Source organism: Sorangium sp. So ce362 (assembly GCF_051519845.1).
In the GTDB taxonomy this organism is placed as follows: Bacteria; Myxococcota_A; Polyangia; order Polyangiales; family Polyangiaceae; genus Sorangium.
In genome coordinates this window covers 11,743,607-11,770,116 of the sequence record NZ_CP150332.1, presented here as the reverse complement: position 1 = coordinate 11,770,116, position 26,510 = coordinate 11,743,607, and the positions used below count along the sequence as shown (strand labels likewise).

17 protein-coding genes and 1 pseudogene are annotated in these 26,510 nt (G+C 71.6%); 12 read left to right on the top strand and 6 right to left on the bottom strand.

Annotation, left to right across the window (positions count from 1 at the left end):
• Position 1: 1 nt before the first annotated feature.
• Positions 2–1,675: a serine/threonine protein kinase gene (locus WMF17_RS45140; protein ID WP_437599721.1), complete on the bottom strand. Its 1,674-nt coding sequence runs from the start codon at positions 1,673–1,675 to the stop codon at positions 2–4.
• A 460-nt stretch (positions 1,676–2,135) separates the two neighbouring features.
• Between WMF17_RS45140 and WMF17_RS45135 the strand changes: the two genes are divergently transcribed.
• A complete protein-coding gene (locus WMF17_RS45135) occupies positions 2,136–3,263 on the top strand; it encodes a serine/threonine-protein kinase (RefSeq protein WP_437599720.1) in 1,128 nt (375 codons plus the stop codon).
• 23 nt (positions 3,264–3,286) lie between these two features.
• Positions 3,287–4,273: an NAD(P)H-quinone oxidoreductase gene (locus tag WMF17_RS45130; RefSeq protein ID WP_437599719.1), complete on the top strand. Its 987-nt coding sequence runs from the start codon at positions 3,287–3,289 to the stop codon at positions 4,271–4,273.
• A 16-nt stretch (positions 4,274–4,289) separates the two neighbouring features.
• On the opposite strand, the gene WMF17_RS45125 is transcribed toward WMF17_RS45130, so the two are convergent.
• The gene (locus WMF17_RS45125; RefSeq protein ID WP_437599718.1) at positions 4,290–4,778 is read right to left on the bottom strand and encodes a DUF2452 domain-containing protein; all 489 of its coding nucleotides are present in this window, start codon (positions 4,776–4,778) and stop codon (positions 4,290–4,292) included.
• Positions 4,779–4,902: 124 nt separating this feature from the next.
• A complete protein-coding gene (locus tag WMF17_RS45120) occupies positions 4,903–6,087 on the bottom strand; it encodes a hypothetical protein (RefSeq protein ID WP_437647118.1) in 1,185 nt (394 codons plus the stop codon).
• Between the two features lie 205 nt (positions 6,088–6,292).
• Between WMF17_RS45120 and murA the strand changes: the two genes are divergently transcribed.
• The 5 genes from murA to sucD all read left to right on the top strand — a co-directional run bounded on the left by murA (position 6,293) and on the right by sucD (position 11,704).
• Complete coding sequence (gene murA / locus WMF17_RS45115; protein WP_437599716.1) at positions 6,293–7,561, top strand: UDP-N-acetylglucosamine 1-carboxyvinyltransferase; 1,269 nt, start codon at positions 6,293–6,295, stop codon at positions 7,559–7,561.
• Complete coding sequence (gene hisG / locus WMF17_RS45110; RefSeq protein WP_437577337.1) at positions 7,558–8,193, top strand: ATP phosphoribosyltransferase; 636 nt, start codon at positions 7,558–7,560, stop codon at positions 8,191–8,193. The genes murA and hisG overlap by 4 nt, the downstream gene beginning before the upstream one ends.
• 114 nt (positions 8,194–8,307) lie before the next feature.
• On the top strand, positions 8,308–9,264 hold the full coding sequence (locus WMF17_RS45105) for a hypothetical protein (RefSeq protein ID WP_437599714.1): 957 nt from the start codon (positions 8,308–8,310) through the stop codon (positions 9,262–9,264).
• Positions 9,265–9,525: 261 nt separating this feature from the next.
• Entirely contained in the window at positions 9,526–10,728 is a 1,203-nt protein-coding gene (sucC, locus tag WMF17_RS45100) for an ADP-forming succinate--CoA ligase subunit beta (protein ID WP_437599713.1), read from the top strand.
• Between the two features lie 94 nt (positions 10,729–10,822).
• The gene (gene sucD / locus WMF17_RS45095) at positions 10,823–11,704 is read left to right on the top strand and encodes a succinate--CoA ligase subunit alpha (protein WP_437599712.1); all 882 of its coding nucleotides are present in this window, start codon (positions 10,823–10,825) and stop codon (positions 11,702–11,704) included.
• Positions 11,705–11,808: 104 nt separating this feature from the next.
• Here sucD and WMF17_RS45090 read toward each other — a convergent pair whose 3' ends face one another.
• Positions 11,809–12,849 carry an oxidoreductase gene (locus WMF17_RS45090; RefSeq protein WP_437647116.1) on the bottom strand — a complete coding sequence of 347 codons (1,041 nt, stop codon included), beginning with the start codon at positions 12,847–12,849 and terminating at the stop codon, positions 11,809–11,811.
• A 374-nt stretch (positions 12,850–13,223) separates the two neighbouring features.
• Between WMF17_RS45090 and WMF17_RS45085 the strand changes: the two genes are divergently transcribed.
• The 4 genes and pseudogenes from WMF17_RS45085 to WMF17_RS45070 all read left to right on the top strand — a co-directional run bounded on the left by WMF17_RS45085 (position 13,224) and on the right by WMF17_RS45070 (position 21,089).
• Complete coding sequence (locus WMF17_RS45085) at positions 13,224–14,255, top strand: hypothetical protein (RefSeq protein WP_437647114.1); 1,032 nt, start codon at positions 13,224–13,226, stop codon at positions 14,253–14,255.
• A 52-nt stretch (positions 14,256–14,307) separates the two neighbouring features.
• Positions 14,308–15,078 (top strand): annotated as a pseudogene (locus tag WMF17_RS45080) (HTTM domain-containing protein); the annotation flags it as partial.
• Positions 15,052–15,612, top strand: a complete 561-nt coding sequence (locus tag WMF17_RS45075; protein ID WP_437651471.1) for a hypothetical protein — start codon at positions 15,052–15,054, stop codon at positions 15,610–15,612. The pseudogene WMF17_RS45080 and the gene WMF17_RS45075, both read left to right, overlap by 27 nt.
• A 362-nt stretch (positions 15,613–15,974) precedes the next feature.
• Entirely contained in the window at positions 15,975–21,089 is a 5,115-nt protein-coding gene (locus WMF17_RS45070; protein ID WP_437647112.1) for an AAA family ATPase, read from the top strand.
• 73 nt (positions 21,090–21,162) lie between these two features.
• Here WMF17_RS45070 and WMF17_RS45065 read toward each other — a convergent pair whose 3' ends face one another.
• Together WMF17_RS45065 and WMF17_RS45060 are read right to left on the bottom strand one after the other, a co-directional pair.
• Positions 21,163–24,708 (bottom strand): PHP domain-containing protein, encoded by a 3,546-nt coding sequence (locus tag WMF17_RS45065; RefSeq protein ID WP_437647110.1) that lies wholly within the window; start codon positions 24,706–24,708, stop codon positions 21,163–21,165.
• A 9-nt stretch (positions 24,709–24,717) separates the two neighbouring features.
• A complete protein-coding gene (locus WMF17_RS45060; protein ID WP_437647108.1) occupies positions 24,718–25,734 on the bottom strand; it encodes a porin in 1,017 nt (338 codons plus the stop codon).
• A 10-nt stretch (positions 25,735–25,744) separates the two neighbouring features.
• Here WMF17_RS45060 and WMF17_RS45055 point away from each other — a divergent pair, with 10 nt between their 5' ends.
• The gene (locus WMF17_RS45055; RefSeq protein ID WP_437599706.1) at positions 25,745–26,077 is read left to right on the top strand and encodes a hypothetical protein; all 333 of its coding nucleotides are present in this window, start codon (positions 25,745–25,747) and stop codon (positions 26,075–26,077) included.
• The last annotated feature ends 433 nt before the right edge of the window (positions 26,078–26,510 follow it).

The window sequence follows — 26,510 nt, the reverse complement described above, 5'->3', positions numbered from 1 at the left end:
GTCATCGTTCGATTTGAATGTCCAGCGGCCGGGGAGAAGGAGGGGGCGGCGCGTCGGGAGAGGGCGTGGGCCTCGGGGCCGGCCGCGCGGAGTAGGGTCGCGGCGCGGGAGCCGCCTGGGGCGGCGGCGTGGGCGCGGCCGGCGTGCTCGTCGGCGCGGCCGCGTGCTTCGTGAGCGTGGCGACCAGGCGAACCGACTGATCCGAGTGACCCTGGACGATCGAGTACGGCTCGTATCCCTCCTGCCGGACGGTCAGCCGGCGCGGGTTGGCGCGCACCGAGCTGTTCGAGATCGAGAGCTGGAGCGGCGTGTTCCCGAGGGGCTTGCCGTCCTCCAGGACCTCGGCGCCCGAGGGCATGGACTCGACCATCAGCACGAACGTCCCGACGTCGGCGGGCGGCGGCGGCGGCGGCGGCGCCGGGGCGACCTGCGGCTTCTCCGGCTGCGTCGCGAGCGGCGCCGGCTCGCTGGAGCGCATCTGCGACATCGCGATCCCGATGCCCGCGACGGCGAGGACCCCCGCCGCCACGAGCACGATGCCCTTGCGGCCCTGCGGCGCGGCGTCGGCCGGGCGCGAGGCGGCGCCGAGCGACGCGTCGTCCACCTGCGAGGCCGAGCCGGAGGACGACGGCGGCGAGGGGCTCGCCGGGATCGCGGTCATCACGCGCACGGGCGGCATCGGCGTCGGCATCCTGCCGGTCCCGCCGGAATCCATGGTCACGAGGCCCGTCGAGCCGAACGCCGGGGACAGGCCCATCGCCTGCGCGCACTCGCCGAGGCCACGGATGAAGGCCTCCATGTTGGCCGGGCGGCCGTCCGGCTCCTTCGACAGGCAGCGCAGCACGAACGCCTCGAGCGGCTCGGGCACGTCGGCCTCGGGGTTGCGCTCGCGCATCCGCGGGACGGGCTGCTGCAGGTGGGCGATCAAGATCTGGACCGAGTTCTGCGCCTCGAACGGGACCTTCCCGCAGAGCATCTGATAGACGATCACGCCCAGCGAGTACACGTCGGTCCGGAGATCGACCTTGCCGTGCGAGATCTGCTCGGGCGACATGAAGCGCGGGGAGCCGAGGAACGAGCCCTGCTGCGTGAGCTCTTCCGAGTCGTCGGCGAGCACCTTCACGAGGCCGAAATCGAGGATCTTGACGAGCTCCCCGATGTCCTCGCCGGGGACGAGCATGACGTTCGACGGCTTCAGGTCGCGGTGCACCACCCCGTGCTTGTGCGCCTCGCGCAGCCCGCGCGCGATCTGCCGGGCGACGCCCATCGCGTCGGGCGCCGACAGCCGGCCGGCCTTGCGCAGCCGCCGGAAGAGCGTCTCGCCCTCGAGGAACTCCATGGCCATGAAGTACCGCTCGGGCTCCATGTTCTCGACTCGGCCGTAGTCGAAGACCGTGACGATGTTCGGGTGCTGGAGCCTGGCGAGGATGCTCGCCTCGAGGAAGAAGCGCTTATGAAAGTTGGGGTCGATTTGATTCGATGAGTTCGTTGGCGTCAGGACCTTGATCGCGACCTGCCGCTCGAGGGCGATCTGCTCTCCGCGATAGATGACGCCCATGCCGCCCGTCGCGAGCAGGGAGTGGACCTTGAACTTCTGATTCAAGACCTTTCCCAGCAGCGGGTCGGACTCTCCGCTGGCCGAGGCACCGTCCGAAAGCTTCTCCGCCGTGCTCATGGCCTGTGTCTCTTTCCCCTTCCCATCCCGCTGGCCCCCACTGCTGGCGCTCGGGGAAAGCGTACCCCGTGCCCATCACGCGCCGCCTGACGTTCGGCTAACGTGCGACCTATTTGCGACTTACGTCCTGGTTTACGTTCAGGTGCAAATTCTGGGACCTGCCCTCGCTGCGGCACCGCCCGCGCTCGTCGGCTTGGCTTCCGGACCGGCTGCGGCACGTTTGAGCTCAGCCTACCGTAAGCTGCGAGCCGATCCAACCCAGCTGCTGAAGATGACATTCGTTGGCTACCCGACCACACGCTGTGGGCGTGTTCCCCCGGCCCGGACGCTGGTCCCTGAACGAGCTTGCTGCATGGGCGGATGTACCCGTACTCTGACCGGGTCCCCGATGCCGCCGCAGCACTTTATCCGATGCCAGGCGTGCGGGTTGCCGCACCCGTCGGACACCGAAAGGTGCCCGGTGCACGGCACGGCGCTCACGCCGAGCATCGCCCCGCCCTCCTCGACGCGGATGCCGCCGACGAGCAGGGGCGAGTCGGGGTGGCCGATGGACGGCCCGCTGCCGCCAGATATCGACCCAGATCAGCCCCGGCCGACGAAGGAGGCCCCGCTCGTCGGCCGGCTTCTGCACGACCGGTACCGCATCCTCGGCGTCATCGCGAAGGGCGGGATGGGGATGGTCTATGACGCGATCCACATCGGCCTGCGGCGCCGGGTCGCGATCAAGACGCTCCGCGGCCAGTACGCGCAGAGCAAGACGGCGATCGCCCGCTTCCACAACGAGGCCGCTGTGGCCGGCCGCTTCGGCCATCCGAACATCGTCGAGGTGTACGATCTGGGCGTGCTCGAGGACGGCACGCCCTACCTCGTGATGGAGCGGCTGGAAGGCGACACAATCACCGAGCGGCTCGGACGCGAGCGCCCGATGCCCATTCCCGTCGTGCTGGACGTGGCCGTCCAGGTCCTGAGCGCCCTGGTCGTCACGCACAACGAGGGCATCCTCCACCGCGATCTCAAGCCGGACAACATCTGCCTCGTCGGCGGCGACCGCGGCCCGCTCACCGTGAAGGTGCTCGATTTCGGCGTCGCGGAGGCGTTCAACACCGGGTCGGCGGCGTCGTTCCTCGTCTCGACGGGCGCCGCGGGGAGCCACGCGGTGGCCGGCACGCCCGCCTTCATGGCGCCGGAGCAGGCGCAGGGGGTCCGCGATCTCGACGCGCGCGCGGACCTCTACTCCGTGGGCATGCTGCTCTACGTGATGCTCACCGGGCAGCTGCCGTTCAAGGCGCCGACGCCGGCGGCGCTGCTCGCCGAGATCCAGCGCGTCAAGCCGATCCGCCCGCGCATGCTGCGGCCGGAGGTGCCGCACTCGCTCGACGTCGTGACGATGCGCGCGCTCGCGCTCGACCGCGAGGAGCGCTTCCCGAGCGCGGCCTCCATGATGGACGCGCTCGAGCAGGTGCAGATCGACGCGGCCATGGGCGGCGGCGCGCCGGCCGAGCGGACGGGCGAGCCGGTCGATCCGGACTCGGAGAAGGTGGAGTACTTCTACCGGAAGAGCGTGCTCCCGCCGCCCATGGAAGACTGAGCGGTCCATGTGGAGCATCGAACATGCGAGCCGTCTTCATTCGTGAGCCGGGCGGTCCCGAGGTCCTCGAGGTGCGCGAGGTGGACGCGCCCGAGGTGCCCGAGGGGCACGTGCGCATCGCCGCCCGCTTCGCCGGGGTGAACCGCGCCGATCTGCTGCAGCGGCTCGGCCTGTACCCGGCGCCGCCGGGCGCGCCGCCGGACGTGCCGGGGCTCGAGTACGCCGGCGTGATCGAGGCCGCGGGCAAGGGCGCGCGCCGCTTCGCGCCGGGCGATCGCGTCTTCGGCCTCGTCGCGGGCGGCGCCTACGCCGAGCGGATCGTCGCCCACGAGCGCGAGGTCGCGCCGGTGCCGGACGGGCTCTCCGACGAGGAGGCGGCGGCGGTCCCCGAGGCGTTCGTCACCGCCTACGACGCGCTCGTGACGCGCGCCCGGCTCGCCCCCGGCGAGCGCGTGCTCGTGCACGCGGTCGGCAGCGGCGTGGGGACGGCCGGCCTCCAGATCGCGCGCGCGCTCGGGTGCTTCGTCGTGGGGACGTCGCGCACCCAGGACAAGCTGGACCGCTGCCGGGAGCTCGGGCTGCACGCCGGGATCGCGGCGTCGGGCGGGAAGTTCGCCGACGAGGTGCTGAAGGCGACGCGCGGCGCGGGGGTCGACGCGGTGCTCGATCTCGTCGGCGGCGCGTATGTCGGCGAGGACCTCAGGGCGTGCGCGGCGAAGGCCCGCATCGCGCTCGTCGGGCTGACGGCCGGCGCGTCCGCGGAGCTCGACCTGCGCGAGCTCCTGCGCAAGCGCGTCGAGCTCATCGGCACGGTGCTCCGCTCGCGCCCGCTCGAGGAGAAGATCGCGGCGGCGCAGGTGCTCGAGCGGAACATCTCCCCGTGGCTCGCGAGCCGCGCCGTGCGGCCCGTCATCGACCGGATCTTCTCGATCGACGACGCAGCCGCAGCGCACATTTACGTGGCCAGCAACGCCTCGTTCGGGAAGGTCCTGCTCCGGATCGGCGCGTGAGCGCGCGAGCGCATCGTCACTCGCCGCGGCCGAGGAGCCGCGCGAGCGCGCCGGCCTCGGCGTCGTGCGCTTCGGCCTCGTCGGCCGGCGTCCACGACATGTCGAGCTCGAGCCGGTACGAGCCCTCGAACGCGTGCGGCGGCGAGCCGCCCCACTCCTCGGGCGAGAGCAGCGAGAGGTAGCGGACGCCGTCGTCGCGCCGGTAGAGGTGGTAGACGTGGCCGGGCCGCTTCTTGAAGTTGCACGACGCCCGGTGGAGCTCGCTGTCGCGCTGCGCCGCCTCGAGGACCTGCCGCGCCTGCTCCTGCAGCGACCGGATCTGCCGGGCGATCTGCGCGAGCTTGCCGCCGGTGACCGCGCCGAGCAGCGCGTCTGCTTGCTGGATCTCGCGCGCCACGTCGACAAGGTCGTGCGGCGCGGAGAGCCGGCTCAGGGGGTACGGCGAGGTGCGGGCGGGCCCCTCGTGGCGGCCGCCGCCGTGCTTCGTGTAGCCGTCGTCGCTCATGCGGAGACCCGGAGCTTAGTGCAGCGCGCCCCCGCGCTGTAGCGACGACGTCGCCGGACGGGCGCCGCGCGGGGCTCGTCCGGGCGCGCGTCCCCCGCGCGCCGGGGCGCCGTCCCCGCCGCCGTCACGGGTCGGGGCATCCGTCCTCGTCCTCGACGCCGTCCTCGTCTTCCTTCTGCGTCGGGCAGCGGTCCTCGTCGTCGAAGACGCCGTCCTCGTCGTTGTCCCCCTCGGGGCACCCGTCCTCGTCCTGGAAGCCATCGAGGTCCTCGGCGAGCTCGCGGCACTGATCGACCTCGTCGTCGACGCCGTCGCCGTCGGCGTCGTGGACGCGCGGGGTCCACGCGACCGAGAGGACGGCGCGCAGCGGCGTGGTGCCGACCCCGCCGACCAGCGCGGTGCCGACGCCGCCCAGGAACGAGACGTCGCCGATCGCGTAGCGCGCCGCGAGGCCGAGCTCCAGCGCGGCCGTCTCCTGGTTCTCGAACGGCGCGATCGGCGAGAGCGGCAGGTGCCCGCTTGCCTCGAGGAAGATCGTGGCGCGCCCCTCCGGGTCGATGCCCAGGATCTGCGGCCGGAACGAGAGGCCCAGGCCAAAGGGGAGCTCGTGGCCGAACACCGTGGGGCACGGATCTCTGCCCGCGGCAGGGGCCGGGGTCGCCTGGCACGCGAAGCGGGCCTGGGCAGCGCGGAGCTTGAGCCCGGCCGCGAGGTGCGCACCGAACGCGATCAGGCGGTACTCGGCGAGGAGCCGGAGCTCGTTCGTGACGCTCCCCTCGCCCACGAACGACGCCTCGTCGCCCGTCGGCAGCGTGAAGCGCTCGTGCAGCGCGAGCGCGAGCCCGCCGAGATCGCCGCCGGTGGGCTGCACGAGCGTGAGCTTGCCGACGAGGCCGAGATCGCCGAGCGCCTGCGCCGGGACCCACGTGTCGCCGAGCACCCGCGTGGCGTCGGACCTGGGCGCGTCGCCGGCCTGGTAGAGGACCACCGGCAGCGTGAGCCCCACGAGGAGGCGCCGCGCGATGCCCACGCCGGCCGCGAAGTCGGCGCTGACCTGGTGGCGGATGACGTCGAAGCGGACCTCGCTCGAGGCCGGATCGCGGAGCACGATGGGGCGGTAGGCGTACGAGCCCCAGAGGCTCGCGCTCCACTCGCCCGTGTCCGGGGTGGCGGCGGGCTCGGAGTAGACGCCGGCCCCGGGGTCGATCGAGGCGCGGAACCCGCGCAGGTCCACCGACGGCTGGGCGGCGGCCGGCGAGACCACGGAGGCGGCGAGCAGCGAGGACAGGGCGATGGCGCTCGGTCGCATGGCCGGAGGAGACTAGACCAGCGCCGGGCAAAGCGGGGCGCCCGTCGTCCGGCGCGCGCCGCGCCGGACGCAAGCGGCAGGTGGCCCGGCGCGGCGCGCGCCGGACGCAAGCGGCAGGTGGCCCGGCGCGGCGCGCGTCGGACGCGAGCGGCGGGCGGCGTCCCCGAAACATCGCGTTCCGCCGCGGGTTGTGCGATAGCGGGGCATGGACTCAATCCGGATCCGGGGCGGCAAGCCGCTCTCCGGCAAGATCCGCATCAGCGGCGCGAAGAACGCGGCGCTACCGATCCTCTGCGCGACGCTGCTCTCCGACGGCGAGAGCCTGCTCCGCAACGTGCCCGCGCTGCGCGACATCGACACGACCTCCGCGCTGCTCCGGTTCCTCGGCCGCAACGTCGAGGTCGCCCCGCCGCTCGTCAGGGTCGGCGCCGGCGACAACGTGCGGCCCGAGGCCCCCTACGAGCTCGTCAAGCAGATGCGCGCGAGCGTGATGGTCCTCGGACCGCTGCTCGCGCGCTTCGGCCGCGCCAAGGTGTCGCTCCCCGGCGGCTGTCAGATCGGCACGCGCCCGGTGGACCAGCACCTCAAGGGGCTCGAGGCGCTCGGCGCGACGATCCGGCTGTCGCGCGGCTACATCGTCGCCGAGTGCAAGCGGCTGCGCGGCGCCGAGGTCGTGTTCGACTTGCCGACGGTGACCGGCACCGAGAACCTGATGATGGCCGCCGCGCTCGCGAAGGGGCGCACGACGCTCGTGAACTGCGCCCGCGAGCCCGAGGTCGAGGAGCTCGGCCGGGTGCTCAACAAGATGGGCGCGCGCGTGAGCGGGGCCGGCACGGACGTCATCCACATCGAGGGCGCGGACGAGCTCGAGCCGTTCGACCACGCGATCATCTCGGATCGGATCGAGGCCGGCACGTACATGGTCGCGGCGGCCGCGGCCGGCGGCGACGTGCTGATCGAGAACGCGCCGCTCGAGGACCTCGAGGCGGTCGCGGCCAAGCTCCGCCAGGCGGGCGTCGAGGTGGGCCGCGAGGGCGACTGCGTGCGCGTCCGCCGCGACGGCCGGCCGCTGCGCGCCGTCGACATCACGACCGCGCCGCACCCGGGCTTCCCGACCGACATGCAGGCGCAGTTCATGGTCCTGATGTGCCTCGCGCAGGGCACGTCGCGCATCGTCGAGACCATCTTCGAGAACCGCTTCATGCACGTGCCCGAGCTCTCGCGCATGGGGGCGCACATCGACGTGGACGGCCACACGGCGCACGTCCACGGCGGCGCGCCGCTGTCGGGCGCGACCGTGATGGCGACGGATCTGCGCGCGAGCGCCTCGCTCGTCATCGCCGGGCTCGTGGCGACCGAGGGCGAGACCGAGGTGCTGCGCGTCTACCACCTGGATCGCGGCTACGAGTTCATGGAGCGCAAGCTCGCGCAGCTCGGCGCCGACACGGCGCGGGTCGAGGGGCGGGCCGGATGACGAAGCCGCTCACCATCGCCGTGCCCAAGGGGCGGATCCTGAAGGACCTGATCCCGCTCGTGCAGCGCGCCGGGCTCGACAGCACGCCGCTCCAGGAGAACGATCGCCGCCTGGTCCGGCCGACCGCGGACGGCGCCTTCCGGTACGTATTCCTGAAGCCCGACGACGTGCCGACCTACGTCGAGTACGGGGCCGCCGACCTCGGGGTCTCCGGCCGCGACACGCTCCTCGAGCGCCGTCACGATCTCTACACGCCGCTCGATCTCGGGATCGGCCGCTGCCGCCTCGTCGTGGCCGGGCCGGAGGGCACGCCCATCCCCGATCTGCCGCGCGTCGCCACGAAGTACCCGCGGATCGCCGGGGATCACTTCGCGAGCAAGGGCGTGGTGGCGGAGATCATCCCCGTCCACGGCTCGGTGGAGCTCGCGCCGCTCGTAGGCCTCTCTCACCTGATCGTCGATATCGTCGAGACGGGCGCCACGCTGCGCGAGAATCGCCTCGAGGTGCTCGAGACGGTCACCGAGGTGAGCACCCTTCTCATCGCGAATCGCGCGTCGTACAAGCTGCGGAGCGACGTCGTGCGCCCGCTGATCGAGCGCCTGCGGGCCGCGACGACCGGCGCGCAGCGGTGATCGCCGCGGGCGCGCGGCTCGCCGCCCGCGGATCGAGATCGACGCCCATCCGAGACACAGAGAGAGGAGGCCCAGCTGCTAACGCACTTCGCCGCGCTCCCGGCCGACATCGACATGTGGGTGGGAGGGGGGACCAGCATCGTCGCCGGCGTGCACCGCGACCCTCCGGGGATCCACCGCTTCGACGCCGTCGCCCAGGCCGAGGTCGGGCTCCGGCTCGCGAGCGAGTCGCTGTATTTCCGGCTCGATCTCGACATGCAGGCCACCTCGGCGCCGCTCGGCCTGCCGGCGTTCGGCCTGCCGGCGTTCGTCTACCCCGAGTGGTCCCTGCCGGCGCAGGAGCTGAAGATCGGCCCTCCCGAGTGGGCGATGCTCCAGATCGGCCGGGAGGACTACCACCTCCGGCTCGGCATCGTCTCGCACGCGATTGGCATCGAGGACTGGGACAGCTGGATCAACTACTTCCCGACCTTCTCGACGATGATCAACACGGTCCCTGGCCGGATGCTCGGCGTCGAGCCCGGGCTCGTCCTCGGCGATGGATACGAGGTCAACGTCTTCGGCGGCCTCGATCTCGACGTCGACGCGCCCACGTTCGGCGCCGGCCTGACCACGATGCAGGCGCTCTGGTCGACCTGGTCGGGCGTGGCGTTCTATCCGACGATAGATTTCTACTCGGCGGTCGTCGCCCTGGAGCTCTATCCGGCCGAGGCGCTGTCGGTGTCGATCGATGGCAGCGTCGGGCTGGTCGGCGCGGCGGACGAGGCCGGAGCGATCGAGCTGAAGCCCTGGGTGGGAGGCGAGATCATCGCCAATATCCTTCCGACGGTGGCAATCCATCCGCTCTTTCGAGTCCAGGCTCTCCACGAGCCCGGGGGCGCGCTCTCTGCGTTCCTGTTCGCCCCCCAGCCGAGCCTCTCCGCGAGCGCCGGGCTCACCTATACGCCGTTCGACGAGCTCAAGATCAGCCTCGAAGGCAAGGTCTCCAAGGTCGAGGACGACATCCTGCCCGGCCTGTTCGCCCTCGTGGCCCTCCGGCGGCCCGAGCCGCCCCCGTACGCCGCCAAGTGACGAGACGGGAGCGGCGTTGTGGCGCTCGACGCGTCAGGGCGGGCGCCTGACAGCGACGGAGGCAGACGACGTCGAGCGCCGCAGCGCCGGACTTTTCCATTGATGGGCGGGGGTCGGCACGAAACACTCGAAACGTAGCGAGCTCGACGCGACCACGCGACCACGCGACCACGCGACCACGCGCGACGCGACTGACGCCCGGCGACCCTGTTTTTCGCGTCTCGCGGGGCCGACCCTTGTGATAGGGTGGCGGCCCCTCTCATGAAAATCCACGAGTATCAAGGCAAGCAGCTCTTCGCCCGCTACGGGGTGCCGGTACCGAATGGGGAGCCCGCTTTCCAGGCGAGCGAGGTGGCGCCGATCGCCGATCGGCTGATCGCCCAGACCGGCAACCCGGTCGTCGTCGTGAAGGCGCAGATCCACGCGGGCGGCCGCGGCAAGGGCGGCGGCGTGAAGGTCGCCAAGGGCGGCAGCGCCGAAGCGACCGCGCTCGCCGAGAAGATCCTCGGCATGCAGCTCGTCACCAAGCAGACGGGCCCCGAGGGGCAGAAGGTCCGGCGGCTCTACATCGAGCAGGGCCTCGACATCGCGCGCGAGCTCTACTTCGCGATGCTCGTCGATCGCGAGCGCCGCCGCGTCGCGGTGATCGCCTCGACCGAGGGCGGCATGGACATCGAGGAGGTGGCCCACAGCACGCCGGAGAAGATCGTCAAGCTCTTCATCGATCCGGTGCTCGGCCTCGCCCCGTACCAGGGGCGGCAGCTCGCGATCGCGCTCGGGCTCACGGCCAAGGAGACGCAGCGCCAGTTCCTGAAGCTCGTGGCCTCGCTCTACACGTGCTTCACCGCGGAGGACTGCTCGCTGCTCGAGATCAACCCGCTCGTCGTGACCCGCGCGGGAGACGTCTTTGCGCTCGACGCGAAGGTGAGCTTCGACGACAACGCCGAGTTCCGCCACCCCGAGTGGAACGCCATGCGCGACGTCGACGAGGAGGATCCGGTCGAGCTCCAGGCGAAGCGGTCCGGGCTCTCCTACGTGTCGCTCGACGGCGACATCGGCTGCCTCGTGAACGGCGCCGGGCTCGCGATGGCGACGATGGACATCATCCTCCATTACGGCGGCAAGCCGGCGAACTTCCTCGACGTCGGCGGCGGCGCCACGCAGGAGCAGGTCAAGACCGCGTTCCAGATCATCCTCCGGAGCGAGCGGGTCCGCGGCATCTTCGTGAACATCTTCGGCGGCATCATGCGCTGCGACGTCGTGGCGGCCGGGGTCATCGCCGCGGCGAAGGAGCTCGGGCTCAAGGTGCCTCTCGTGGTCCGCCTCGAGGGGACCAACGTCGAGGCCGGCCGCAAGCTGCTCGACGAGAGCGGCCTGACCATCCAGTCGGCGAGCTCCATGGCCGACGGCGCGCAGAAGATCGTCGCCGCCACGCGCGGCGGCAAGGCCCAGAGCGGCGCCTAGGCGCCCGCGAGCACCGAGCCCCGAACCCAGTTGAGCAGCGAGCGACCGGCGATTGCCGAGCTCCTGTCCACGTTGAAGGTAGAGTAATCAAGCGATGAGCATCCTCGTCAACAAGGACACGCGGGTCGTCTTCCAGGGCATCACGGGCGCCTACGGGTCGCAGCACGCCCGCGCCTGCATCGAGTACGGGACGAAGGTCGTCGCCGGCGTGACGCCCGGTCGCGGCGGCCAGCGCTTCGAAGACAAGGTGCCGATCTTCGACACGGTCGAGCAGGCCGTGCGCAACGAGGGCGCCGACGTCTCGTGCATCTTCGTCCCGCCGGTCGGCGCCGCGGACGCGATCACCGAGGCCGTGGACGCGGGCTGCAAGCTCGTCATCTGCATCACCGACGGCGTGCCGGTGCTCGACATGGTGCGCGTGCGTCGCTTCCTCGACGGCAAGCCGGCGCGCCTCATCGGGCCGAACTGTCCCGGCGTGATCACGCCCGGCGAGTGCAAGATCGGGATCATGCCGGGCCATATCCACAAGAAGGGGCACATCGGCGTGCTCTCCCGCTCGGGGACGCTGACCTACGAGGCGGTCGGCCAGCTGAGCGCGCTCGGCATCGGCCAGTCGAGCTGCGTGGGCATCGGCGGCGATCCGGTCGGCGGCATGGACTTCATCGACGTGCTCGAGCTCTTCAACCAGGATCCCGACACGCACGGGGTCGTGCTGATCGGCGAGATCGGCGGGACGGCCGAGCAGCGCGCCGCGGCCTGGATCAAGCAGAACATGAAGAAGCCGGTGGCCGCGTTCATCGCCGGCCGCGCGGCGCCTCCGGGCAAGCGCATGGGCCACGCCGGCGCGATCATCGCGGGCGGCGAGGGCACCGCGGCCGAGAAGATCGCGGCGCTCGAGGCCGCGGGGGCCAAGGTGGCCGCCACGCCGGCCGAGATGGGCGTCGCGATGCAGGCGGCGCTCGCGGCGGCGCGCTGATCCTCCCCGCACAGCGGCCGCTCTTCCGAGCTGCCAGGCCCACGGCGAGGGGGCTCGCCGTGGCCTCCCCTGTCCTTCTTTGAACGGCGCGCGCGCCGCTCCGATCACGCGCCGAGCTGTATCGTCCGCCGCTCGGCCGAGCTCTTCATCGCGGCCTCGATGACGCGGATCACATCGCGCGCCTCCTCGGCGCGCACCGGCGGCGGGGCGCCGTCGAGGATCGCCGCCGCGATGCCCTCGTAATAGGCCTCGTACGCGCCGGGCAGGCTCTCGATCGCGCGGCGCTCGCCGCCCGCCGTGACCAGCGTGCCGAACCAGCGCGGGTCCTCCCGCCCCCACTCCGGCGTGCCCGGGCGCTTGCCCGCCTTGAGGGCGTCTTCCTGACCGTCGATCCCGTGCTTGAGGAAGCTCCCGCCGTCGCCGTGGATCGCGAAGCGCGGGCCGGGCTCGCTCACCAGCGTGGAGGAGCGCACGATCACCCGGCGCTTGCCGTAGTCGAGCGTGAGGTGGAAATAGTCGACGGTGCGCGCCTCGGGCCGCTGCGCCAGGAGGTCGGCGGTGACGGCGCGCGGCGGGCCGAAGAGCACGAGGGCCTGATCGATCAGGTGCGCGCCGAGGTCGTACAGGATCCCCGAGCCCGGCGACTCCTGCTCCCGCCAGCCTTGCTTGATGGCGGGGCGGAAGCGGTCGAAGTGCGCCTCGTACGAGGCCACCTCGCCGAGCAGGCCCTGCTGGATGCAGTGGCGCACCGTGAGGAAGTCGGCGTCCCAGCGGCGGTTCTGGAACACCGACAGGAGCCGGCCCCGGCGCGCGGCCAGCGCGATGAGCTCGTCCGCCTCGGCGCTCGTGATCGTGAACGGCTTGTCGACGACCACGTGCTTGCCCGCATCGAGCGCCGCGCGCGCGAGCGGGAAGTGGGTCTCGTTGGGCGAGGCGATCACCACGAGGTCGATCCCGGGCTCGGCGATCAGCACCTCGGGCGTCGGATGCACGGCGACGCCCGAGTGGTCGGTCATGACCTGGCCCTCGCGGCGGGTCGCGATGGCGGCGAGGCGCAGCCCAGGGATGGACCGGATCAGGGGGGCGTGGAAGACGGCGCCGGCGAGGCCGTATCCGATGAGGCCGACATAGACGCGCTGGGACATGGCAGGACGGGCTCGCCCGGGACGCTAGCCCGAAGAGCCCCTGGAGGGAAGCCCGGCGGCGCGGACGATCCGGGGCCTACGGAGGCGCGCGGCGGCGCGTTGGCGAGCCGCCAGAGGCATTCGCAAACGCTCGCGATCGCGCCTGGCGAGCCGCCTCGAGCGTCCACAGCGCTCGTCATCCCATGAGGCGCTCTGCCAAAGGCCCCTTCGACGCTCACAATCTCGTCGCGCAGGGCCGCACGAGCGAGGATCACGGGAGACGTGGTCTCGGCGCGCCCAATGTCGTCGCCCATGACCCCCATCGCCGCCGAGCGAGAGGGTTCGTACAGACGCAGCGGAGCCCCTGCGATAGCCTCCTCGGTTTGGAGGCTTTGATGCACGCCAAGAGCGTCCTTTCCGTAGTCGCCCTGACCGCCCTGATCGCCGGCAGCTCCCTCGCGGCAGGGTGCAAGAGCACCGCCGAGGCCACCGTGACCGAGGAGTCGATCGAGGCCGTCCCGGTGGCCCTCGAAGAGCCGTTGACCGAGGAGCACGACGGCGGCTCGGTCGGATGGGAGATCGCGCCCGACGGCACCGTGAGGGCGATCGTGAGGGCGCCTGACGGCAAGCCCATCGACAAGGAGGTGAGCGGCACGCTCACCTGGAAAGGGCCGAACGGCGACGCGCAGGTCCCGCTCGCGCTCGACGCAAAGACAGGGCTCCTCATCGCGGCCGGGCCCAAGCTCGAGGCCGATCTCACCGAGGTGAAGTACAACGTCGTCGTCGCCGGAAACCCGTGGAATGGCACGCTCCACGTGCCCGTAGGAGGCACGAAGGTCCTCGTCGAGGGCGCGCGGAAGGCCGAGAGGCAGCCCATCCCGCCGGGCAAGACGGGCCCGAACGGCGGGATCATCCAGGTGGTCGGCGACGACACCGTCGAGGTGGTCGCGGACAAGGCCTCCGGCCAGGTGAGGGTGTATGTCCTCGACGCGAACCTCAAGCCGATCCCCGTCGGCGACCGCAAGATCAAGCTCGGCTTCGTGGGGTCGAGCTCCGAGGTCGTCCTGCTGACCCCCGGCCCCGACGGCCTCTACTGCGTCGGCACGGTCGCGGCCAGGGTGAACCCCGTGAAGCTCACCGTCGTCGTGGCCCACCCGACGCACGCCGACGTGGTGCTCGTCGGCTATCGCCCCGGCGTGCACGTCGTGGTCGGCCCGAGCGCGCCGGCCGTGAGCGTGATCGTGGCGACGACCTGGAACGTGGCCGTGAAGGTCAAGACGACCCCAGGCGTGGTGGTGATCCACGATGACGACGACGACGACGACGACGGACGGCCGGTCCACATCCACGTGCACGGCAAGCACAAGCACGGGCACAAGCACAAGCACGGGCACAAGCACGAGCACGGGCACGGGCACGGGCACTGAAAGTGACCTCACGCGGCGCTGGGCGGCCCACCTCACCGCCGAGGTCGACGCCGCCTCGCTCGCCGTCTTCCGCGTCGGCTATGGCGCCCTGATCGCGTGGGAGGTCGTCCGGTACGTCCTCCACGATCGGATCTCTCGCTATTACATCGAGCCCGGCTTCTTCTTCAGCTTCGTCCCCTTCATCCGCCCCTGGGGCGGGACAGGGATGTACTGGCACTTCGCCGCCCTCTTCGTGCTCGCGCTCCTCTGCGCCGTCGGGCTCTTCTACCGGGTGAGCGCCGCGCTCCTCTGCGCCGCGCTCACGTATGTCTTCCTCCTCGACAAGGCACAGTACCTCAACCACCTCTATCTCCTCTGCCTCCTCGGCCTGCTGCTCGCCGCCGCCCCCGCGCACCGCGCCCTCTCGCTCGATCGCCTCCGCGCGCGGCGCGCCTCGCCGGCCGACGAGGGGCAGAGAGCGCCGGCGGAGACCGTGCCGCGCCTCTACCTCTTCGCCCTGAAGGCCCAGATCGGGCTCGTCTACTTCTACGGCGGCATCGCGAAGCTGAACGGCGACTGGCTCCGGGGACAGCCGCTCACGATGTGGCTCGCCGAGCACCGCGGCGCGCCCCTCGTCGGGCCGCTCCTCGCCACGCCGGCCGCGGGGCTCGCGCTCTCGTATGCGGGGCTGCTCATCGACCTCTCGATGGGCTTCCTGCTCTTCTCGCGACGTACCTTCCCGCTCGGCGCGGCGCTCGCCGTGGTGTTCAACCTCTCCAATGCTCTCCTGTTCAAGATCGGGATCTTCCCCTACGCGATGATCGCCTCGCTCGCGCTGTTCGCAGATCCCTCGTGGCCGAGGCGGCGGCTGCCCTTCCTCTTCAATGGCGCCGAGCGCCCGGGCGGCGGCGCCCAGGTCCCCTCGGCGGCGCCGCGGCACGCCCTGCCGCTCGCGCTGCTCCACGGGTATCTCCTGGTCCACCTCGTGGTGCCGCTCCGCCACTGGGTCTATCCGGGCGACGTCGCCTGGAACGAGGCCGGACACCGCTTCTCGTGGCGAATGAAGCTGCGCGACAAGAACGTGAGCGAGCTCGACATCCGCGTGCTGGATCCGAGGACCGGCGTGCGCGAGTCGCTCGACCTCGAGGCGTGGCTCACCCATCGCCAGCTCGGAGAGATGAGCGCGCGGCCCGACATGATCGTCGACTTCGCGCACCACGTCGCCGACCGCTGGCGGGAGGACTTCGGGGTGCGGCCGATCGTCACGGCCAAGGTCGTCGCGTCGCTGAACGGAGGGCCCTACCGCGCCCTCGTCGACCCGACGCTCGATCTGGCGTCGCAGCCGCGAGGGCTCCTCGCGGTCGTGCAGTCACCATAACGCATCGCGTCATAAATCCTGCCGCATCGAGGGGAGATCACGGGGACGCGAGGACGATCGCGGCCCACCGATCGCGATGATCCACACCTCGCAGGGGGGGTAAGCCGAGCGCCAGAGCTCGACCTCCCCGGCGCGCGAGGTGCGCTGACGATGCAACGAGATGCACTCTAGACAAGCGCTCCGCGTGACGCTCAACGACGAGCGACACGACGCGGGAGCGTGACGCAGCACACGTCGATCCGCTGATATTTGCATTCGACGCGCAAACCCGCAGAGGACTCTCCTATACTGATGCTCTCGGTCTGTAGTTGAGCAAACGCCAGCGGCGGACAGGGCCATCACGAGCGCGAGCACAAGTACGCATGACCACAGCATCGTTCGATTTGGCGGGACATGTCGTCGAGCAGCTGATCCATGAAGGCAGCAAGACCCTCGTTTACCGCGGCCGCCGCGCCGCGGATCAGCGGCCGGTCGTCATCAAGACGCTGAAGGGCGAGCACCCGAGCGTCCGCGATCTCGCCCTATTACGGCACGAGTTCCATCTGCTGCGCGATCTGGACCTCGATGCCGTGGTGCGGGTGTGCGGGCTCGAGAGGACGCGCGGCGGGCTCGCCCTCGTCACCGAGGCGGTCGAGGGCACGACCCTGCGGGCAATCCTCCACGATCGCCGGGCGGATCTACGCACGGCGCTGGCGCTCTCGGTCGCCATCGCCGACGCCATCGGCGCGGTGCACCGCTGCCACATCACGCACAAGGACATCAATCCAAGAAACATCATCATCAGCTCAGACCTCCGCCGCGCCACGCTCATCGACTTCGGCGCCGCGTCGCGGCTCCAGCAGGAGTTCCAGGAGTCGACCTCGGTCTCCACCCTGCAAGGGACGCTCGCGTACATATCGCCCGAGCAGACCGGGCGCATGAACAGGGGCATCGACTACCGCGCGGATCTCTACTCGTTCGGCGTCACCTTGTATGAAATGCTGACCGGCGCGCTGCCGTTCTCGGACGCCGATCCGATCGACGTCATCTACAGCCACATCGCGCGGCCGCCCGTCCCGCCGCACGAGCGTCGCGGGGACGTGCCTCAGCCGGTGTCCGAGGTGGTCATGAAGCTCCTCGCCAAGACCCCCGAGGACCGCTACCAGAGCGCGTACGGCGTCAAGGTGGACCTCGCGGAGTGCCTGCGCTCCCTCGAGCAGACGGGCCGGGTCCGTCCCTTCCCCATCGGGCGGAGCGATCGCAGCTACGATCTGCGCGTTCCGCAGAAGATCTACGGCCGGGACGTGGAGCGGGACCGGCTCCTTTCCGCCTTCGAGCGGGCCCGGGCCGGCGCCGCGGAGCTCGTGCTCGTCTCCGGCTACTCCGGCGTCGGCAAGAGCGCGCTGGTCCACGAGACCTACAAGGCGATCGCCAGGGTCGGGGGCCACTTCGCCCACGGGAAATTCGATCAGCTGAATCGCGGCGTGCCCTGCGCCTCGGTCGTCCAGGCGTTCAGGGGGCTCGTGCAGCACTTCCTCTCCGAGCGGACCGAGGTGCTGTCCCGCTGGAGAGCAGAGCTCGGCGCGGCGCTCGGCGCGAACGCCGGGGTCCTGGTCGATCTCATCCCCGAGCTCGCGCTCATCCTCGGCGAGGTGCCCGCCGTCGCGGCCCTCGGCCCCTCCGAGTCGCAGAACCGCTTCGACATGGTGTTCCGGAGCTTTCTCGGCGTGTTCACCGCCCCGTCGCACCCGCTGGTCCTGCTCCTCGACGACCTGCAATGGGCGGATCCGGCGTCGCTCAGGCTGCTGCGGCTCCTTCTCACCGACCCCGACACGGGCCATCTCCTCGTCGTCGGGGCGTACCGCGACAACGAGGTGAGCCCGGCGCACCCGCTCATCATCACCCTCGACGCCATCCGGGCCGCGAACGCGGCGGTGACGGACATCCCCCTCGCGCCGCTCTCGCCGGAGGACGTGGCGGCGCTCGTCTCGGACGCCCTGGGACGCACGGCGCAGGACGTCGCGCAGCTCTCCGAGCTCATCCACGGGAAGACGCAGGGCAACCCGTTCTTCATCGGGCAGTTCCTGCGGATGTTGAGCGACGACGGGCTCCTCCGCTGCGAGCCGGAGATCGGCCAATGGGCATGGGACCTCGCGGCCATCGAGTCGCGGGCCGTGACGGACAACGTCGTCGAGTTCATGATCGCCAAGCTGCAGAGGCTCTCGCCGCCCACCCAGCGCGCCCTGCAGCTCGCCGCGTGCATCGGGCACAGGTTCGATCTGCGCACGCTCGCGACGATCTCCGAGCAGCCTGCCGCGCAGTCGGCGCAGGACCTGTGGGGGGCCATGCAGGAAGGGCTCCTGCTCCCCATCGACGCAGACTACCGGCTCGTGCAGCCGGGAGAGCAATCCCACGACGAGCCCGCGAGCGAGGCGTCGTTCGCCGTCTCCTACCAGTTCTTGCACGATCGCGTCCAGCAGGCGGCCTACGCGCTCATCGCGGACGAGCACAAGCGCGCCGCCCACCTGCGCGTCGGCCGCCTGATGCTGGCCAGTCAACGCGGGGAGCCGCAGGAAGAGCAGCTCTTCGACATCGTGAACCACCTGAACTACGGAGCCCCCCTCATCGCCGATCCCGGCGAGCGCGATCTGCTCGGGCGCCTGAACCTGCGCGCCGGGAGGAAGGCCAAGGGCTCGACCGCATACGGGGCCGCGGCGGAGTACTTCAGCGCCGGACGGTGCGCGATCGGAGACGACGGCGCCTCGGGGGACCACGCGCTGCGCTGGGCGCTCACGCTGGAGGCGGCCGAGTGCGAGTACCTGTGCGGCCGCTTCGTCGAGGCCGAGGCGCTGTTCCAGCGCCTGCTCGACGTGGCGCGGTCAAACCTCGATCGGGCACGGGTCCAGAGCCTGCGGATGAAGCTCTATCAGGTCGCGGGCCGCTACGACGAGGGCGTCACCGTGGGGCAGGAGGCGCTGCGCCTGTTCGACGTCGAGATCCCTGAGACGAGCGAGGAGATCGGCGCCGCGGTCTCCGCCGAGATCGCGCAGATCCCCGAGAGCATGGCGGGCAGGAGCATCGAGGACATCCTGCACGCGCCGCTGCTCGCCGATGAGCACATCCGCGCGGTCATCCACCTGCTCGCCGACTGCGCGCCCTGCGCGTACATCGGGCGGCCAAGCGTGTTCCCGCTCATCGCGCTCAAGATGCTGAACCTGTCGCTGCGGCACGGCAACACCGAGGCGTCGTGCTTCGCCTACAGCGTGTACGGGTTCATGCTGGTCTCGGCGTTCGGCGATATCCCCTCTGGATTCCGCTTCTCGGAGATGTCGATCCGCCTGAACGAGAAGCTCGGGGACATCGCGCTGCGGGGGACGCTGCTGCACCTCCACGGCGATCACATCAACTTCTGGGTCCATCACATCCGGGACGACCTGCCCATCCTGGAGAGGGCGTTCCTCGCGTGCCTCGAGGCCGGCGACCTCGTGTACGCGAGCTACCTCGCCTTCGAGACCGTCTGGCAGGTCTACGAGAAGGGCGATCCGCTGGCGGAGGTCCACCGCGTCGCCGAGCGCTTCGCGTCGTTCGCGCGCAAGACAGGCAATCACGCCGTCCTCGAGACCATCCGCCTGGAGCAGCAGTTTCTGCGCAGCCTGAAGGGGCTCACGGAGGCCGACGCCTCGCTGAACGAGGAGGGCTTCGCCGAGGAGGAGTGCCTGGCCGCGCTCACCCGGGCGAGCTTCGGGTGCGGCATCGCCTTCTATCATATCATCCGGCTCATCCTGCTCTATTCCCACGGCCGCCCCGAGGCGGCGCTCGCTGCGGCGGAGGCGGCGCGTCCCGTCCTCGGGGCCGTCATGGCGATGCCGATCGAGGCGACATACCACTTCTATCTCGCGCTCACGCTGATCGCGCTCGGCGAGCACGACGAGCGCGAGCGGCAGCGGCACGCCGAGGCGCTCTCCGCGTCGCTCGAGAAGCTCGAGCTCTGGGCGAGCCAGTGCCCTGACAACTTCCGCGCGAAGCACCTCCTGGTCCTCGGCGAGATGGCGCGCACCTCCGGCCGCGACGGGGAGGCGATGGAGCTCTACGACGACGCCATCGACGCCGCCCGCCAGAGCGAGTTCATACAGTACGAAGCGCTCGCGTCGGAGCTGGCCGGGCTGTACTACGCTCGCAAGGGCCGGCGGCGCATCGCCACGCTCTACCTGAACGCCGCGATGCACGCCTACCGGCAGTGGGGGGCTGAACGAAAGGCCGCGGGGCTGATCCGGCAGCACGGGCTCGACGCGCTTTCCGTCGATCGAGCGCCCGCGGCGGAGCGCGATCAGACCCTCTCTCGATCGAGCACCGTGTCGGTGAGCCACCCGCTCCTCAACAAGCTCGTCGATGTCGCGGCGGTGCTGCAGGCGACGCACGCGATCTCCAGCGAGCTCGTGCTCGGGAGGGCGCTCGAGCGCGTGATGCGCGCCGTTCTCTCGAGCGCCGGCGGCCAGCGCGGCTTCCTGGTGCTCGCGCGCGAGGGACGGCTGGTCATCGAGGCGGCCATCACGATCGACCCTGAATCGATCGAGGTGGAGCTCCGGCGTCCGCTCGAGGAGTCCTCGGATCTGCCGGTCAGCATCGTCCACTACGTGGCCCGCACGCGAGAGCTCGTCATCCTGGACGACGCCGCGGCGAGCCCTCGCTTCGCGGCGGATCCTTACCTCTCCGCGCGCCGGCCGAAGTCGGTGATGGGCCTTCCGCTCATCCACCAGAACCGGCTCACGGGCGTGCTGTACGTCGAGAACGCGCTCGCCAGCGGCGCCTTCACCCCGGAGCAGGCCGAGCTGGTCCGCCTCCTGGGCGCGCAGGTCGCAGCGGCGCTCGAGAACGCGCTGCTCTACGGTCGCCTGCAGGAGGTCTCGGAGGGGCATCGCGCCATGAACGACCGGCTCGAGAGCGAGGTGCAGCGACGCACCGAAGAGCTCTGCTCGGTCAACGAACGCCTGTCGCAGAAGGCAGAAGAGCTGAACCGGACCAATGAACGGCTGCTCGAGGAGCTCCGCGAACGCGAGCGCGCCGAGCAGGACCGGGCGGCGCTCCAGGAGGAGGTCATCGAGGTGCAGCGCCTGCGCCTCTCCGAGATGGCGACGCCCATCATCCCGATCACCGATCGTGTCCTGGTCATGCCGCTCATCGGGACGATGGACGCGGCGCGCGCCGCGCAGGTGCTGGAGGCGACCCTCGTCGGCGTCCAGCGCCACAACCCGTCCGTCGTGATCATCGACATCACGGGCCTGAAGCACGTCGACGCCGGGGTCGCCGACACGCTGATCCGCACCGCGTCGGCGCTGCGGCTGCTCGGCGCGCGCGCGATCTTGACCGGCATGCAGCCGGAGGTCGCCCGCGCGCTCGTGCAGGGAGGGATCGACCTTCGCGGCATCGTCGCCCACTCGACGCTGCAGAGCGCCGTCGCCCACGCGCTCGCGCCGCCCCGCGCCGGAGCGGCCCACTGAACCCGCGGCGCGCTCCGCCAGCCACCGCCGCCGCCCCGGAGGTCGGCGCGGCCGCGCGCCCACCCGCCGGGCGCTACTGCGACGCCTGCTTGTCCTCGCAGCGCCCCAGCACGAAGATCCCGCAGACGGCCTCTTCCTGAAGGCACTCCTGCCCTTGCGGGCACTGCGACGGGTCGATCACCGCCGGGTCGCACGGCCTCGCGCAGAACGGAGGCGGGCCGCGCGGGGCGTCGTAAACGCCGTTGCCGTCGCGATCCAGGAAGATGGGGTTCGTCACCGCATAGGGCGCCACCGGGTACCAGTCGGGCACCGGCGGAGAGGCCGTGAAGAACCGGGAGAGCGCCTCGACCTGCGTGAACGCGAGGCTCGCGACCCGCGGCAGCTGGAGCTCGCCGAACGACACAGGCAACGCGACCGGCGTGAGGAGGTTCTCGTCGCGGAGACCCATCGCCACCACCACGACCCAGCCGTCCGACGGCGGCGCCGGCAGCTCGAGCCGCGTGTCGACGTCCACGATCGCCGAGGGGCCCGCGTCCGGCTCGAGCACCCGGACCAGCCGGCCGCTCATGTACACCTCGACGCGATCCACGCCGAACCAGCTCGCCGTCTCGATCCGCAGATCGAGCGGCACCGTGTCCCCCTCGACCCGCGCCACGCCGCCGAACGTCACGCCGCCGACGCCCGCGCGCACGAACGGACCGTACGTCGCGAACGCGCTGCCGGCGCGCAGCGACCCGGTGACCTCGCCGAGCTCGATCGCCGCAGGCTGGTCGGTCGGCGAGCGGAAGTAGGTGCGCGGGAAGCCCGGCTCCGGCGAGGCGCCGTGGCTGTCGCTGCTCGCGATCTGCGTCGGGAAGAAGCCGTGATCGAGGTAGCGGAACAGGTCGTCGACCTGGCCCGCATGGAAGGTGCACGGCCGATCCGCGTCCTCCTCCGGGACCGCTCCCCCCTCGCCGACCCGACAGAGCGCCTCCCCCTCGGCCGCGGTCCTGTCGAACCCCCAGATCGCCTCCTGCTCCTCGGGCGTCCTCGTCAGGATCCGCTTCGTGACCGCCCAGGCGAGCGCCGAGCGGGCGCGCTGCTGGCACACCGCGTACCGCTCGCCAGGCCGGCACGCCGGCAGGCCGGAGGGGAGCTCGCTGCACGCCGCGCCGAGCGACGCCTCGTCCTCCGCAGCGTCGATCCGGGACAGGCAGCGGTTGAAATCGACCACCTCCTGCACCGTGGGGGTCCGGAGCAGATCGAACCGCTTCGCGTTGAAGACCTCCATCGCGTCGAAATCGCAGCTGCCCGCCTGGAACAGCGGGTTGCTCGCCTCGAGCGTGGGGATCGTCCGGTCCAGCGTGAACGGGTCGACGCCGAGCTGGTCGATGTACCCGATGAACCCGTCGCGCGGGTGAGCGACGATCATGAGCGCGTCCTCCCCGTCCGCCGCCGTGCCGCGGATGCCGTCCATCACGTCCCCGCCCGCGCGGCAAACCCAGTCGAAGACGCCGTGATCCGGCACCGAGAGCTCGTCGTAACGGAGCGGGAAGCCGATGAAATGCCCGAGCTCGAGCGTCGAGACCTCGGCGCCGATCGCCGTCTTCAGGAACGGCTCGAGCCCCAGCTGCTTCACCGCAGGCTCGAGATCCGTGTGCACGTCGTGATCGGTCGCCACCGCGACCTCCAGCCCCTCGACGACCGCCGAGGTCACCCGCTCCTCGAGCGGCATGCCGCTGTCGAAGCTCGGGCGCTGGTGCAGGTGCATGTCGATCGACATCCAGCCCGTCGTGTCGACCTCGCGCGGCACGACCGCCTCGATCCGCCGCATCTCCCCGGCGCGCACCTCGAGGTCCGGGACCTCGAACCGGCCGAACTCGGGCCCGCGTGTGACGAGGACACGGTAGCGGCCAGGCTCGAGCTCGACCGAGCCGTCGCCCGTCGCCGAGCGCTCGATCTGCCGGACGCCGCTGCCGAGGCGGCTGTGGCCGAGGTAGACCCGCCGCAGGCCGTCGCCCTCGCGCGGCTGCCCCGCGGCGTCGAGCGCGACGAACGTCAGCTTGGCGGGGGCGAGCCGGCCGCCCTCGTCGACGACCCGGTACGCGAGGCGCGCCGGGCTCGGCAGGTCCGCCGCGACCGAGACCGCGGCCCCGGCGCCGAGCGCGACGCGGATCGGCGCGGACAGCGCCGTGCCCCCCGGGCTCTCCGCGACGAGCAGGTAGCCGCCGGGCACGAGCCGCGCGTGGAAATCGCCGTCCTCCACCGGATCGAGCCCGACGTCGGCGTCGATGGAGACGAGGAGCCCCACGTCGCCCGAGCGCGCGAGGTTCGCCTCGACAAGCGCGTCGACGCTCGCGAAGCGCGCGCCCGGATCGGGGTCGCGGAAGACGTGGACGCGCGCGTTCGGCACGGGCTCGCCGGTCGACCGCCACCGGACCACGCCCTCGAGCGCGCCGGTCTCCGTGCCGCGGGCGGCGTGGATCACCTCGGCGACGCTCGCGATGTCGCCCTCGCCCACGGCGAAGTAGCGCTCGTAGGTGAACGACCGCTTGCTGTCGCACGCCTCGTCGTCGTCGCCCGCGGCGAGGCAGCTCTTGCCGGCGCTCAGGAAGGCGGTGGCCGCGCTCGTGAAGACCGGGACGTTGACCGTGGAGGGCGGGTCGCCCGGGCGCGCCTTCGTGAAGTAGCCGTAGCTGACGTCGCCGCCCGCCGCGGCCACGAAGTCGAAGCTGAGCGGCCGCTGGAACGTGTCCCGGCCGGAGAAGAGGGCCTCGAACACCGCCTTCTCCTCGTCGAACCCGATGCCGGGGCCGAAGATGTCGTTCTGGTTGCCGAAGAAGACGAAATCGCCGGCGACGATGCCGCCCTTCCGCTCGGGGCCCTTGGTGCGGTCGTCGCCGAGGATGCCCCGGAAGATGTCCGAGGGCCCCGTGTAGTTGTCGAGCGAGAGCGGCTCCCCGCAGGCGCACGCGGGGCAGCCGTCGTTGCCCGCCGCGAGGCCGTGCTCGCACTCGAGCGCGCAGGAGCCGACGCTCGGGCACCCCGCCGCCCTGTCCGGCAGGAGGAGCGTCGTGCGGATCGTGACGAACCGATCGCCCGGGCGAAGGATGTAGTCGGTGCGGAAGCGCAGGTCCGGCTTGAGGCCGTCGAACAGGAGGCCGAGGAGGTCCTCCTGGGTCCTCAGCACGCCGAGCGCGTGGAAGAGGAACCCGCCGTCGCCCTCGACCCGGACGATCGCCTCCTGCCCGTCGGAGCCGTCGCGCGCCACGAAGACCTCGGTGGCGCCCGGATCCGGCACGAGCAGGTTGGCGACAGGGAACGACTCGGCGAAGCGATCGCGCCCCGACGCGCTCGCGAAGCGCGGGTCGGGGCGGCGCAGGTCGGCGTCGACAAGCGAGCCGCCGTAGACGCCCGGCCCCGGCGAGTGGCGCGGCCCGAGGATCGCGACCCGGATCTGGTCGTTTTCCAGAAGGAAATCGCCGACATCGGCCATCGCCACAGGGCCGCCGACAAGCTCGAACCGGTTCTCGATCGGCTTGGCGCGCAGCAGGTTCGGCTCGTCGCAGCCGGCCAGGGCGACGAGGCCGACGGCGCCGAGCGGCGCGAGCAAGGCGGGGGCGGAGCGGCGGGTGCGCATGGTGGGCCGCTAGAGGTTGAGCTGGAGCTGCAGCGCCACGGCGTCGTTGTCGAGCGCGACGCCGTGGATCTCCTGCCGGTGGGTGAAGTCGGCCTGCGCCTTGAGCACGTTGTCGATGAAGTGGTAGCTCGCGCCGGCGGTGAGGGCCCAGCTGTCGGTCTCGTCGGAGAGATCGACGTTGGGATCGAGCCACTCGAACCGCGCGCTCACGCCGAGCTTGATGCGCCTCACGAAGTAGCCCACCTCGCCGACGAGGCCGAGCGACGTGATCGGGCCGAGCTGGCCGAGCGGCTGCGTCGGGGCGCGCTCGGGGTCGCTCTGGTTCCAGAGGAGCTCGGCGAGCGCGTGCGCGCCCGCGGCGTGGACCAGGACGTCGGCGCCGATGCCATGGATGTCGCGCGTCCCGCCGTCGCTGAAGAAGTAGCTCGCGCCCGCGCCGACGCGGGGGCGCGAGACGGCGAGGTCCTGCGTCGAGCGCGGGAGGGGGCCGAGCGGCTCGGTGGCGAGCCGCGCGACGTAGGCGACGTGGTCGAAGCGGTTGCCGAGGCTCCCGGCGTTCTCGACGTAGCCGGTGAAGAACTGATCCGAGCGCTGGAAGCCGTTGAACATGCCGGCGAAGTAGCTGAACGTCCTGTCGCGGAAGTGCCCCTCGACGTGGAGGCCGACCTGGCGGAAGGGCGCCATGGCGCGCACGGCGAAGGGCCGCTCGATGAGCGCGCCCTCCCCGGCGCCCGTCATCGCCGAGCGGCTGAACGGCACGTCGTGCGCGCCGAGATAGAGGTGCGCGAACGGGAAGTGGGCGTAGCCGATCCACGCCTCGGAGAGCCGCGGAGCGGCGTCTTCGCCCGCGGCGAGCTCGCCCGCGACAGCGAACGGCACGTACCCGGCGAGCGTCCCCGCGAAGCCGACGCGGGCGCGCCGCACGCGGAACCCCTGCCCCTCGGCGACGTCGCCCGCCTGCAGGAAGGCGTGCTCGCCGACGTACGGCACGGCCTGCGCCTGCACGAGCACGAGGGGGGAGAGCAAGAGCCGGCCGATGCTGAGCTGGAACGGCGGGCCGGCCGCGCCGTCGGATGCGGGCGCGGCCTCGGAGCCGGCAGGCGGCAAGGCGGCGCCGGCGGGCGGCGGCAAGGCGGCGCCGGCAGGTGGCAAGACGGCGTCGGCAGGTGGCAAGGCGGCGTCAGCAGACGGCGCGGCCGCACCGCCCGGCGCGGCCGCGGCAGGCGGTGTCGCGGGGGCGGTAGGCGGCGCGGCAGGTGTCGGGGCGGCGGGCGGCGCGACCGGGGCGGCGCCGGCGGGCGGCGCCGGGTCCGGGGGCGCCGGCGCGGCGGGCGGGAGCACCGGGAGCGGGTCGGCGGCCGGAGGCTGAACCGGCAGCGGCCGGCTGGGCTGCGCGCCCGCCGGCGGACACCAGAGCGCCGCCGCGGCCACGAAGACGACGGCGGCGATGCAGCCCCTTCCGGCGGCGACGGACTCTCCGGCGACGCAGCCCCTTCCGGCGGCGACGGACCTTCCGGCGGCGCAGGCCCTCGAGGCGATGACGCCTGCGCGCCGCCGCACCCTGGACCACCGAGGATCCGCGCTGCCACGCATCCATGCGCAAGGTGTCATCGGCATCCCGTGTCGGCCGGCGGCGAGGGTGGGAGCCGCTGCGAAGCTGCAGCGGCGCCGCTGGCAGGCGCTGTTCGTCTATCCCAGGACGCGACAGGGTGTCAACGCGCGCGCTCGCGCGAAAACGCGCGCGTTCGCACGAAAACGCGCGCACTCACACGAGAACTCGCGCGCTCGCGAGCTCGCGGAGA

Bases quoted from the DNA above. Each gene is read 5' to 3' on its own strand.
- WMF17_RS45140 (WP_437599721.1), bottom strand. From the start codon at position 1,675: ATGAGCACGGCGGAGAAGCTTTCGGACGGTGCCTCGGCCAGCGGAGAG.
- WMF17_RS45130 (WP_437599719.1), top strand. From the start codon at position 3,287: ATGCGAGCCGTCTTCATTCGTGAGCCGGGCGGTCCCGAGGTCCTCGAG.
- WMF17_RS45125 (WP_437599718.1), bottom strand. From the start codon at position 4,778: ATGAGCGACGACGGCTACACGAAGCACGGCGGCGGCCGCCACGAGGGG.
- WMF17_RS45120 (WP_437647118.1), bottom strand. From the start codon at position 6,087: ATGCGACCGAGCGCCATCGCCCTGTCCTCGCTGCTCGCCGCCTCCGTG.
- murA (WP_437599716.1), top strand. From the start codon at position 6,293: ATGGACTCAATCCGGATCCGGGGCGGCAAGCCGCTCTCCGGCAAGATC.
- hisG (WP_437577337.1), top strand. From the start codon at position 7,558: ATGACGAAGCCGCTCACCATCGCCGTGCCCAAGGGGCGGATCCTGAAG.
- WMF17_RS45105 (WP_437599714.1), top strand. From the start codon at position 8,308: ATGTGGGTGGGAGGGGGGACCAGCATCGTCGCCGGCGTGCACCGCGAC.
- sucC (WP_437599713.1), top strand. From the start codon at position 9,526: ATGAAAATCCACGAGTATCAAGGCAAGCAGCTCTTCGCCCGCTACGGG.
- sucD (WP_437599712.1), top strand. From the start codon at position 10,823: ATGAGCATCCTCGTCAACAAGGACACGCGGGTCGTCTTCCAGGGCATC.
- WMF17_RS45090 (WP_437647116.1), bottom strand. From the start codon at position 12,849: ATGTCCCAGCGCGTCTATGTCGGCCTCATCGGATACGGCCTCGCCGGC.
- WMF17_RS45085 (WP_437647114.1), top strand. From the start codon at position 13,224: ATGCACGCCAAGAGCGTCCTTTCCGTAGTCGCCCTGACCGCCCTGATC.
- WMF17_RS45075 (WP_437651471.1), top strand. From the start codon at position 15,052: ATGATCGCCTCGCTCGCGCTGTTCGCAGATCCCTCGTGGCCGAGGCGG.
- WMF17_RS45070 (WP_437647112.1), top strand. From the start codon at position 15,975: ATGACCACAGCATCGTTCGATTTGGCGGGACATGTCGTCGAGCAGCTG.
- WMF17_RS45065 (WP_437647110.1), bottom strand. From the start codon at position 24,708: ATGCGCACCCGCCGCTCCGCCCCCGCCTTGCTCGCGCCGCTCGGCGCC.
- WMF17_RS45055 (WP_437599706.1), top strand. From the start codon at position 25,745: ATGCTGAGCTGGAACGGCGGGCCGGCCGCGCCGTCGGATGCGGGCGCG.